This is a genomic window from Legionella beliardensis (assembly GCF_900452395.1).
GTDB lineage: Bacteria > Pseudomonadota > Gammaproteobacteria > Legionellales > Legionellaceae > Legionella_C > Legionella_C beliardensis.
Map to the genome: position 1 here is coordinate 641,142 of NZ_UGNV01000001.1, position 11,295 is coordinate 652,436.

Consider the following 11,295-nt stretch of genomic DNA (forward strand, 5'->3'; position numbering starts at 1 on the left):
ATGTACGTGTTAATCAACTTTCTTTCAGCCTTAGCCTTAGTATTTGTTCTAGAGGGATTAATGCCATTTGGTTTTCCAAAGCGCTGGAAGCATTTATTAAGCAAAGTCATTATTCAGGATGAAAGGATATTGCGTATTATAGGTTTACTAAGTATGTTAGCAGGAGTAATACTCCTTACTATTGTTCACCAATTTGCAGAATAAGAGTTAATTATGGGTAAAAATGTCGTAATTGTGGGAACCCAATGGGGTGATGAAGGTAAGGGTAAAATTGTAGATCTCTTAACCAGAGATGTTCAGGTTGTAGTTCGCTATCAAGGTGGGCACAATGCAGGCCACACACTTAAAATTAATGGCGAGAAAACGGTTTTAAGATTAATTCCTTCGGGTATATTGCGCGCCCATGTGCAATGTTACATAGGTAATGGTGTTGTTTTATCGCCTAAGGATTTATTAAAAGAAATCAACGAACTTGAAAGCAAAGGCATTGAAGTTCGCCAGCGCCTACATATCAGTCAATCATGCCCGCTTATTTTGCCTACTCACGTCGCATTAGATAAAGCGAGAGAAACAGGTAATACAGCTATTGGTACCACAGGCCGAGGTATTGGCCCTGCTTATGAAGATAAAATTGCCAGGAGAGCGCTCAAAGTTAATGATCTTTTGAACATGGAAAAATTTACTGAGAAATTAAAGGAATTATTACATTATCATAATTTTATGTTAAAAAATTATTATGAGCAGCCTGAAGTAGAATTACAGCCCATCTTAGATGATGCTCTAATTTGGGCGCAAGAGCTACAAGCAATGGTTTGTGATGTAACTAATCGATTACATAAGCATCGTAAGCAAGGTGATTCTATTTTATTTGAAGGGGCGCAAGGCATTCATTTAGATATCGATCATGGCACATACCCTTATGTTACATCGTCTAATACTTGTGTAGGTAGTGTGGTGAATGGTGCCGGTTTTGGACCAGGTTATTTAGATTACATATTAGGTATTGCAAAAGCTTACACAACTCGAGTTGGTGGCGGGCCTTTTCCAACCGAGCTTAATGATGATGTGGGCAAGCGCTTAGCTGAGCGCGGTAATGAATTTGGTGCAGTTACCGGGCGGCCAAGACGTTGTGGATGGCTAGATATTGTCTTGTTAAGACGCTCTATTGATATTAATAGTATTTCTGGCCTCTGCTTAACTAAATTAGATGTTCTTGATGGTTTAGATACTCTGCAGATTGCAACAGGTTATCGTAATTCCCGCGGTGAATTAATTACCGATTTTCCACAAGCAGCAGATGATTTTGAAGGACTAGAGCCTGTTTATGAAGAAATGCCAGGTTGGCAAGAATCAACAGCTGATCTAACGTCTGTCGATGCGCTTCCTGCAAATGCTAAAGCCTATATCGCTAGAATTGAAGAACTTTTAGGTGTTCCTATTGATATTTTATCAACGGGCCCTGAGCGTGATTCGACAATGATATTACGTAATCCATTTGCAGATTAATAAATAACGATAGTAAACCCTGGTAAGTTTTTATGTCAGAGCAAAAAATATTGGTAGTCTGGTCTAATTACTATGAGCAGCTAGCAGAAAAACAATTAGAGAGCTGCCTTAAGCTCCTTAAAGAATCACACTATCGCTACCATGTTGAAACAGTAGAAGCCGGTACCTATGAAATTCCTGCGGTCATGCAATACTATCATCAGAACAAGCCATTTAATGGCTATATTCCGCTTAGTTTATTACTGAAAGGGCGAACCGATCATTATGAATTTATATGGGAGCACGTAAAAGAGTGCTTTATCAAATTTGCCCTTGATGGTCTTTTGCTAGGTAATGGTATTATTTCCGCGCCTAGCTTAGACATTTTACAAGAACGAGTAGCAAATGGGGAAAGAGTAAAAGAAGCTTTTCAGGCTGTGGATTACTTAATTCGTCTTAAGAACAGACAAATTTTTTCTAAAAATACGTCTGTTTAATTAAGGTATTTAGTTGCTACTACTTTATTAAGTATGATTTTCTTCTAAATTAAATTTAAATCTTAGGGTATATTTGTTGTTTATCGTAGCCTTGATGAAGCAAAGCGTAATCAAGGGCTTGAAGGGAACGTTATTACCCCTATTTATTAAATTATCCTTGCTTACCCTTATAACTATTTTCAAATGCTTGCAATTTTAGCGCAAGATTTCTTTGAAGCGTTGCCTTTTCACTACTTTTAATAAAGTTTAAGCAAGTTTTGCTGGTTAACTCTTTACAGGCTGGCACAGGCTTTAAGGTCATTGGATCAGCCCATAAGCTTTGTCCAGGTAAGAAACTGTAAGTTAAGGCGTTATGATTAATACGCTTTAATGTTTGGTAGTTAAGGTGATAATCAGTGACCGCAGTGGCGTATTCCTTCGTTAAATTAGTACGTAATATGCCTTCATCATCGGTAGATAAAACAATGGGTACTTGGTGTTTTAAGTATAAATTAAACGGATGTTTATTCTTAGCTACTTTTAAGATTTTCTTATTACTGGTTAAGTTAATTTCTACAGGGATACGCTGTGTTGCCATTTTTTTCAGAATTGTATGATTATTATTTTCATAAGGAATATCAATACCATGGCCAATTCTTTCAGCATGGCCTAAGTTAATTGCTTCTTGAATATGGAAACGTAAATCTTCCTTATGCAAAGTAGGCACGTTTGCTGTAGTTGATAGCTCGCCTGCATGCAGAGCAATGTGGACATTAGGGTAAATTTGATGCATGTAATTAAAAATCTGCATTTGCTGATGATAATCTCTTAAAGAAATTGGCCCATCTTCTGCCTGTACTAAATTTACCGCAACAACATTAGGGACTTTTGCAGCGATATTAAAATACAGTAAAGCTTGTGCAAAGACATTTGTTAATGGTTGCTCGCGTAGCACATGTAATTCAAAATTAATTTTTAATTGACATACTTCTTGCAAAGGATTGGTGTTACAGCCTAAGTAGCGTTTTGCTTCAGGTAGTAATTTCATGACATCTTTCGTAATACTTTGCATATCAGCTTTAAAAACGTCATCAGCCAGCAATTGGTGTCTTAGGCTGTTAAAGTGACTAGGCACTATAGGCTGGTTATTAATAACCGTTTGTCTCGTGTCTCTAACTGCTAACATAATTTCCATATAGAGCTCATGTTGCGAGGCGGCGCGTTGCATCACTTCTGCAAGCAAAGGAGCGGGGTGATCTAAAACGATAAGTATAAATTTATAAAAGGAGTTAAAGAAATGATCATGCCCTGTTTCTTTCTTAAGCTTAAAATCTCTAAAAGACCATGCTTTTATAATTTGTTGATAAAGAGAGCCTTGTGGTGTTACTTGGCTTAATATAATGTTTCCGTTAGTACAAGTAGGTTTGTAAGCTGCTGTTAAAGTTTGTAATTCCAAACAATAATTATTTTTTGCTGCAATGGCAAGCATGGCTTCAGGGTAGGCACCGCCGGCAAGATGGTAGTGTAGTTCGCCACCCTTAGGCATCGCTTTTAAAAATGAATACAATCTCTTAGGGTTTGCTTTAACAGACTCAAATACTTTATCTACTGTTGCAAAGCACTGCACATGAATAATTAAAAAAAGAAAAAGGGCAATAAAACGCATTACATCTAGTTTATTAAAGGCAAATAGACCGTATAGGATAGCAAATTATGCTTAATAAATGAACCGGAGTTTACAAAACTCTAATCTCTTTGTTAAAAGAGATTTACTTAAGGCTTTGATTTTTTTAAATTCTGCGAATTAAACGAATGCTATCCCATATCAGGTGAGGCATGATACGGGATAGACATATAGCCACTATTTCCTAGCGACAGCTAAACCTTTAAGAATAGTTAATGCAGTATATAATTGATAATCTTCATGTAATAAGGCTTGATCATCTTTTATTGATTCATCAACGCCAACTGCAGGCGCAGGCATAGTTTTCTGCTCTTCGGGGGTGGTGCTTGAGCCATTATCTAAGTGGCCACTCAGATCAGCTTCAGAGAAGCCTGAAAAAATTGATTTTTTATCATTATCATCATTTTTAGCAACCTCTACCTCTTCAATGACAATATCAGGCGTAATGCCTTTAGCCTGAATAGACGTGCCTGAAGGCGTATAATAAAGTGCTGTAGTTAATTTAATAGCTCGTTTATCGTCTAAGGGTAATACAGTTTGTACTGAACCTTTACCAAAGCTTTGGGTTCCAACAATAATAGCTCGTTTATTATCTTTTAAGGCTCCGGCAACAATTTCCGCGGCTGACGCTGAGCCATTATTAATTAAAACAACCATAGGCGCATTGTCTAAAATATCACCAGGGTTAGCTAAGGCAGTAAATTTTGAGCCTGGTAGCCTTCCTTGAGTATAAACAATCATTTCTTCTTCGCCTTGCTTATCATTGTTGATAAAGTCATCAGCAATTTGAATGGCTGAGTCAAGTAATCCTCCGGGGTTATTGCGTAAATCAAGGATTAAACCTTTTAATTTACCGCCTGCTTCTTGCTTAAGCTGCGCAATTGCTTTTTCCATATCTTGACTAGTCATAGATTGGAATTGTGTCAAACGAATATACCCATATTTCCCATCGAGTAATTTACTTTTCACACTTTTTATAATAATTTTTTCACGCACTAGTGAGAAAACAAGAGGTTTAGTTTCACCCTTACGTAAAATAGTCAGATCAATTGTTGAACCTTCTTTACCACGCATTGATTCAACAGCATCTTTTAGGCTAATTCCTTGTACGGATTTATTACCTAGCTTAATGATATAATCACCCGCTTTTATACCTGCTCTAAATGCTGGTGTATCAACTAAGGGTGTCACTACCTTAACCACACCTTCTTCCATAGTGACTTCAATACCAAGGCCACCAAATTCACCTGAGGTAGCTGTTTGTAAGTCCTTAAATTCTTCTTCATTTAAATAATCTGAATGTGGATCTAGGCCAGTTAACATACCACGAATTGCATTATCAAACAGTTGCTTATCATCAACCGGTTTTACGTAGTATTTTTTGATTTCATTAATCGCGTTAGAAAAACGCTGCACATCTTCCATAGGAACACGTGACGTAGTTGTATTTTGTTCAGCATTAGAAGTTACTTCTTCGGCTGCAAGAAGCGGCAGGGGAAATAAAGAAGTAGTTGACATTATCGTTGCTAAGACACTTGCATACAACCGATTTGTTAACATATCGTTTCTCCTAGGAAAGTTTGGCATACTTAGCCATCTTCCAGTTATCAAATCATTTATCTATAAAATATAGTCATTCTGCTATAAGAATTCTGTTTTTATTTATTAAATATTCCTATAACTTAGCCTATACGTTATATAAAGCAATATAGATGCCAGTCAGTCCACTTATTTCAGATAGCTTGCATAACCTGCTTCCTTTACACGCCTATTGCACGTGTTGCCTGGTGCATTCTTAAATTATAGCTAGGGTAGCTCAGTGCTCTTGCTAAGCATGATTGTTTTTGGGCTAAACAATTTAGGACAGCCAATCAAGTGGTGGAATAGCTTTACCATGTCGCCTTATTTCAAAGTATAGCCCGTTTTGTTTTATTCCACCGGTATGGCCTACAGCAGCAATTTGCTCGCCTTGGTAAACAGCAGTGCCTGTTTTTTTATATAATGATTCATTATGGGCGTAAAGCGTCATATACCCTTGACCATGGTCAATAATCACTAAAAGGCCATAGCCATTTAACCAATCACTAAACACAACTTTACCCGGATAAATGGCATAAACTGGTGCACCTTCAGAGGCAAAAAATGTTATACCTTGATTCATTTTTTGGGCCTTAGCCTTATCAGTTTGTACAGGTCGGCGCAATTTATGCCGCATTTGTACAAAAGGGTGCTTAGGTTGGATATAAAGATTAGATTGTGAAGTTAGCGTTTTTAATAAGCGAGATAAGTTTTCTTTATTGCGTTCATATTCTAATAAAACTTGCTGCTTATTTTGAATGTCACTAGTTAACGATTGCATAATAATCGCATGATTTTTTTGGTTACGTTTAAGTGTTTCTTGAGCCGCATGTACTTTTTCCCGCAGCGTGCGTTTACCTTCAATTTCTGTTTTCAGAATAGCGTGATTATCAGCTAAATATTTTTGCATAGTAGCAATTTTATTAATCATCTGTTGGCGAGAGGAAGCCAGATATTGATGATAAGTAAGTAAACGGCTCATAGAAAATAAATCATTTTGATTGATTATCCACTTAATAGGTTGATATTCGCCCATTTTATAGCGTACACGTAAGTGTTCAACAAGCAATTTTTGCTCGTTAGTAAGTTTTTGATTAAGTTCATTGATGTGTTGTTTTAACGTATTAACTTTCTGTTGTTTTATAGTTAATTCACGTTGAATGACTTGTAATTTTCCTGCTGTTGTCGCAATTTCTTTTTCATTCTTGGCTAATTCTTGCGTTAATAAGCCTTTTTTATCAGCAGCCTTTTCTAGCGTTTGTTTAAGCGTATTAATTTGCTGGTCTAATTGTTTAATTTTAGTTTGAGTTTGGGCAACCGTTTGCGGATTATCAGCCAAGCTAGTCTGGGCAAATAGAAAGATGAGAATAATGACGCGAAGAAGTCTATTAAATAATTTGCCAGCGCTCATTTATTTATCCATAAAATCTAACTGATGTAATTAAACAAGTTACCAGTGAATAGTATTCTTTACTAATAGTGGTTGACCAGTCATTTCCTGAGGTTTACCTAGCTCTAACCAAGCTAATAAAGTTGGTGCAATATCAATGAGGCTGCCTTGTGTCTCTTTAAAATGCCAGCCCTCACCAACAAATAAGAGGGGAACAGGTTGACACGTATGTGCTGTATAGGCTTGATTGTTGGCAGGATCAAACATCATTTCAGCGTTACCATGATCGGCGGTAATGAGTAGGGCCCCTTGTTTATCAGCAACTGCTTGCCCAACTTGCTGCATGCACCTATCTAAGCATTCTATCGCTTGCACTGTGGCATTAAAATCCCCGGTGTGTCCAACCATATCAGCATTGGCATAATTACAAATGATGACATCATAAGCTTCACTATGTATAGAATCGACTAGTGCTTGAGTTAATGCTGGGGCGCTCATCTCAGGTAATAAATCATAAGTAGCGATTTTTGGTGAAGGAATTAGAATTCTGTCCTCATTTGGAAAAACTTGCTCAGAGCCGCCATTGAAGAAAAAAGTAACATGCGCATACTTTTCTGTTTCAGCAATACGCAGTTGGCTTAATCCTTGATCTGCAATCACTTCGCCAAATGTATTACGCAGCGGTGCTGGCGGAAAAGCAATCTCTGTGGGGAGATTTTTGGCATAAGAGGTCATGCTAATAAAGTGAGCTAGCACGGGCTTGGCTGTACGTTGAAAAAAATGAAAGTCAGAATCTATGAATGCTTGAGTAAGTTGGCGTGCGCGGTCAGCACGGAAATTAAAAAAGAAGATGGAATCACCATTTTCAATCCTACGCCCAGCTCCAATGAGAGTCGGCGGGATAAATTCATCATATTTTTGTTCTTTATAAAAAGAGCGAATTGCGGTATTTGCGTCAGGGAATGTGCGATTAGCTTTTGCTTCTGTTAATAGTTGATATACTGGCGCAAGCCGCTCCCAGCGCTTATCTCTATCCATAGCAAAATAACGGCCTGTAATAGAGGCAATCGTGGCAACAGGATAGTTAGCTAAACAAGCATTGAGGGCAAGTATACTATTTAAAGCACTCTGGGGAGGTGTATCCCGGCCATCAAGGAATAAATGTAAATAAACTTGATTAAAATTTAGCTCATGGCATAAAGCTAAGAAAGCAAAGAGATGATTTTCATGGCTATGAACACCGCCTGGTGATAGTAAGCCCATTACATGCAAGGCTTTATTGGCGTGCTTCATATCTAATATAGCATTGACCAACGTAGGATTAGCAGCAAACTGACCGACATCAATGGCTTCATTAATACGCGTAAAATCCTGATGAATAACTCGGCCAGCACCAATATGCATATGGCCAACTTCAGAATTACCCATTTGTAAATCTGGCAAGCCTACACTTTTTCCACAAGCATCTAAAAGTATATGCGGGTAAGTTTGCCACCATTTATCCCACTGAGGTGTTTTCGCTGCAGCAATAGCATTATATTGTTTTTCTTCCTGATAACCCCAGCCGTCAAGAATCATTAAAACGAGGGGTTTTCGCTGAAACATGATAAACTCCAATGCGAATATTAATTTCTATTAAAGAATCTAGTTATACTAACTTTATCTTATCAGTAATTAAAGTTATTGCCTAAGATTAGTGCTTAATATTTTGGTGCAAAGCGGTTAAACTAGATACATTAGTAGTTGTTGGAAGAATTTGGTTGAAAAATAGATTACCCAAGCATGTAGCTATTATCATGGATGGCAATGGGCGTTGGGCCGAAATGCGCGGATTATTACGTTTTGAAGGTCATCGTGCAGGCGTGGAAACAGTCAAAACGATTGTTCGCTGTTGTCTTGAGCACACTATTCCTGTATTAAGCTTGTTTGCATTTAGTAGTGAAAATTGGGCACGGCCAGAAACAGAAATTGAATTTTTAATGCAGCTTTTTATGCAATCCTTAAATCATGAAGTCCAAGAATTGCATGAGCACGGTATTCGTTTGCGCTTTACAGGGCTTAGAGATAATTTATCTTCATCTTTACAAGAGCAAATGCAGCAAGCTGAAGAGCTTACCGCCAGCAATAGCCGTTTAATTGTCAATGTTGTCATTAATTATGGTGGCCGTTGGGATATTATCTATGGCATAAAACAGGTGGTTAGAGAGGTTATCGCAGGCAATATTAGTGTAGATGCAATTGATGAAAATGTATTTTCTAGTTACCTTAATACCCACGATTTACCTGAACCGGATTTATTTATTAGAACAAGTGGCGAGCAGCGAATTAGTAATTTTTTTCTTTGGCAATTAGCGTATACCGAATTATATTTTACCCAAACGTATTGGCCAGATTTTACAGCTCAAGAATTTGAGAAGGCATTATTAAGTTTTAGGCAGCGCGAACGCCGATATGGTAAAACTTCTCAACAACTTAATGAGATAGAACATGTTTAAACAACGGTTGTTGACTACTCTGATATTAATACCACTGGTTCTTATTGGTATCTATTATGGTAATCATTTGCTATTAAGAACAATTATATTTTTATTAGTTCTTGGATGTAGCTTGGAGTGGTTACAATTAATTCCAGCATCTGAGATCTTTGCTAAAACTATTTTTATAATTGGCCTGGTCATTTTATTTTTTCTTATTCCTTTTATTTATTTTTATTGGCTCTGTCTAGGTTTAATAACATGGGGCTTTATTTTTGTTTTAATTCAACAGTATCCTAGACTACAAAAATTATGGGCCTATCCAAGTGTGGTCACTTTTTTTGGTCTATTGCTTTTACCTTTATTTGGTCAAAGTTTAATGTCTATTTTTGCTATGAATAAGGGGAGGTCCCTTATTGTTTATCTGCTATTTCTAGTTTGGGCGGCAGATATTGGTGCGTATTTAATGGGAAAATTTTATGGGCGTCATAAACTAATTCCACAAGTAAGCCCTGGCAAGACAATAGAAGGTTTTATAGGCGGTTTTGTACTCGCTTTATTAGTTGCAATTGTGGGGTATTATCTTTTTCAACCAGCTCACGTAGCTAACTGGTTTATAATTGCAATGGGTATTATTTTAGTGGCCCTATTTGGCGACTTATTTATAAGTATGCTTAAGCGTAGAAGGCAAATAAAGGACACAGGCTATCTCTTACCAGGTCATGGCGGCCTATTAGATAGGCTAGACAGCCTAATCGCTGCCGTGCCTTTCTTTTATTGCGGCATGCGTTTTTTTGCACCAGGAATATAACTATGTTTTTAACGATAGTTTATTTTATTATTGCCTTAGTCATACTTATCACCGTGCATGAGTATGGGCATTTTGTAGTTGCTAGGTATTGTGGCGTTAAGGTACTGCGCTTTTCCTTTGGCTTTGGTAAAGTCCTTGGTCGTTGGCGTGATAAACACGGAACAGAATTTGTATGGTCCTTATTGCCCCTAGGTGGCTATGTTAAAATGCTTGACGAAAGTGAAGAGCCGGTTCCTAATGAAGAAAAGCATTTAGCATTTAATAATAAATCAGTTTTTGCACGGATTGCCATCGTTATCGCTGGCCCTATTTTTAATTTTTTATTCGCTTTTGTCGCCTTATGGCTTGTCTTAATTATTGGAATTTATTCATTAGCGCCTGTGGTTGAAACGGTAAAATCAGGTAGTCCTGCCGCAATGGCTGGAATGGCTGCTAACGAAGAAATTATTGCTTTTAATGAAGCGCCTATAAAAAGCTGGCGTGATTTTCAGTATGCTTTAATCCCTTTAATTGGTAGCGATGAAACCGTGACTCTAACGTTAAAATCGCTTAAAACAGGGCAGCAAAAAAAGGTAGCTTTGCCTCTGGCAACTTGGGAGTTGGATGCTAAAAATCCTGACCCTTTAAAAAGCTTAGGTATTACTCCTTTTATTCCAACGATTCCGGCTGTTGTTGGCGAAACGGTAACCGACTCGCCAGCCCAAAAAGCGGGTTTACAGGCAGGCGATTACATCAAGCAAGTTAATGGCAAGCCCTTACAAGATTGGTTGGATTTAGTGAAATACGTTTCTGATAATCCCAATAAGCGCTTAAATTTAACTGTTGCTCGTGGCAAACAAATTTTGCAGTTTTCCTTTATGATTGGCAGTCAAACCAAAAATGGTCATACTACGGGTTTTATAGGCGTACGTTCGCAAAAAGTTGACTGGCCAAAGCAGTGGCTTAGGTATCAGCATGAAAACCCTTTGCAAGCCATTGGTACTGCATTGACACAAACAGTAGAACTAACAAAAGCGACATTTTCATTAATGATTCGTTTTTTTACTGGTAAGCTAGCGGTGCAAAATGTTAGTGGGCCTGTAGGCATCGCTCAAGGGGCTGGTGAATCGGCTCGCAGTGGCTTTGTCTATTATCTCTCATTTTTAGCATTAGTTAGTATTAGCTTAGGAGCGCTTAATTTATTACCTATACCTATGCTAGATGGCGGACATCTATTATACTATTTGATTGAAATTATTCGTGGCCAACCTTTATCAGATGCTGCAAAATCAATTGGTTTTTGTATAGGCTTAGTTCTTTTAATTGCATTAATGGGGTTAGGATTAAGCAACGATCTTGCAAGATTATTACACAAGTAACCTGCGCTTTTCTTGACAGAGCCAATGAGTTCCTATAAA

At 37.6% G+C, this 11,295-nt stretch carries 10 protein-coding genes; 6 read left to right on the forward strand and 4 right to left on the reverse strand.

What is annotated here, in order from left to right; translation table 11 throughout:
* The 3 genes from DYE47_RS02900 to DYE47_RS02910 are packed head-to-tail and all read left to right on the forward strand — an operon-like array spanning nucleotide 1 to nucleotide 1,982.
* Nucleotides 1-204 carry a DUF2065 domain-containing protein gene (locus tag DYE47_RS02900; protein ID WP_242604252.1) on the forward strand — a complete coding sequence of 68 codons (204 nt, stop codon included), beginning with the start codon at nucleotides 1-3 and terminating at the stop codon, nucleotides 202-204.
* 9 nt (nucleotides 205-213) lie between these two features.
* Nucleotides 214-1,506: an adenylosuccinate synthase gene (locus DYE47_RS02905; protein WP_115301827.1), complete on the forward strand. Its 1,293-nt coding sequence runs from the start codon at nucleotides 214-216 to the stop codon at nucleotides 1,504-1,506.
* Nucleotides 1,507-1,538: 32 nt separating this feature from the next.
* Nucleotides 1,539-1,982 carry a 6,7-dimethyl-8-ribityllumazine synthase gene (locus tag DYE47_RS02910; RefSeq protein WP_115301828.1) on the forward strand — a complete coding sequence of 148 codons (444 nt, stop codon included), beginning with the start codon at nucleotides 1,539-1,541 and terminating at the stop codon, nucleotides 1,980-1,982.
* Nucleotides 1,983-2,133: 151 nt separating this feature from the next.
* Here DYE47_RS02910 and DYE47_RS02915 read toward each other — a convergent pair whose 3' ends face one another.
* The 4 genes from DYE47_RS02915 to gpmI form a co-directional block, all read right to left on the reverse strand.
* Nucleotides 2,134-3,627, reverse strand: a complete 1,494-nt coding sequence (locus tag DYE47_RS02915; protein WP_115301829.1) for an adenosine deaminase family protein — start codon at nucleotides 3,625-3,627, stop codon at nucleotides 2,134-2,136.
* Between the two features lie 195 nt (nucleotides 3,628-3,822).
* Nucleotides 3,823-5,205 (reverse strand): S41 family peptidase, encoded by a 1,383-nt coding sequence (locus DYE47_RS02920; protein WP_115301830.1) that lies wholly within the window; start codon nucleotides 5,203-5,205, stop codon nucleotides 3,823-3,825.
* Between the two features lie 298 nt (nucleotides 5,206-5,503).
* On the reverse strand, nucleotides 5,504-6,634 hold the full coding sequence (locus DYE47_RS02925) for a murein hydrolase activator EnvC family protein (RefSeq protein ID WP_115301831.1): 1,131 nt from the start codon (nucleotides 6,632-6,634) through the stop codon (nucleotides 5,504-5,506).
* 39 nt (nucleotides 6,635-6,673) lie between these two features.
* Nucleotides 6,674-8,218 carry a 2,3-bisphosphoglycerate-independent phosphoglycerate mutase gene (gene gpmI / locus DYE47_RS02930; protein ID WP_115301832.1) on the reverse strand — a complete coding sequence of 515 codons (1,545 nt, stop codon included), beginning with the start codon at nucleotides 8,216-8,218 and terminating at the stop codon, nucleotides 6,674-6,676.
* A 155-nt stretch (nucleotides 8,219-8,373) separates the two neighbouring features.
* On the opposite strand from gpmI, the gene DYE47_RS02935 reads away from it, so the two are divergent.
* The 3 genes from DYE47_RS02935 to rseP are packed head-to-tail and all read left to right on the forward strand — an operon-like array spanning nucleotide 8,374 to nucleotide 11,256.
* A complete protein-coding gene (locus DYE47_RS02935) occupies nucleotides 8,374-9,108 on the forward strand; it encodes an undecaprenyl pyrophosphate synthase (protein ID WP_115301833.1) in 735 nt (244 codons plus the stop codon).
* Nucleotides 9,101-9,898, forward strand: a complete 798-nt coding sequence (locus DYE47_RS02940; protein ID WP_115301834.1) for a phosphatidate cytidylyltransferase — start codon at nucleotides 9,101-9,103, stop codon at nucleotides 9,896-9,898. Before DYE47_RS02935 ends, DYE47_RS02940 begins: the two co-directional genes overlap by 8 nt.
* Before the next feature lie 2 nt (nucleotides 9,899-9,900).
* Entirely contained in the window at nucleotides 9,901-11,256 is a 1,356-nt protein-coding gene (gene rseP / locus DYE47_RS02945; RefSeq protein ID WP_115301835.1) for an RIP metalloprotease RseP, read from the forward strand.
* Nucleotides 11,257-11,295: the final 39 nt, after the last annotated feature.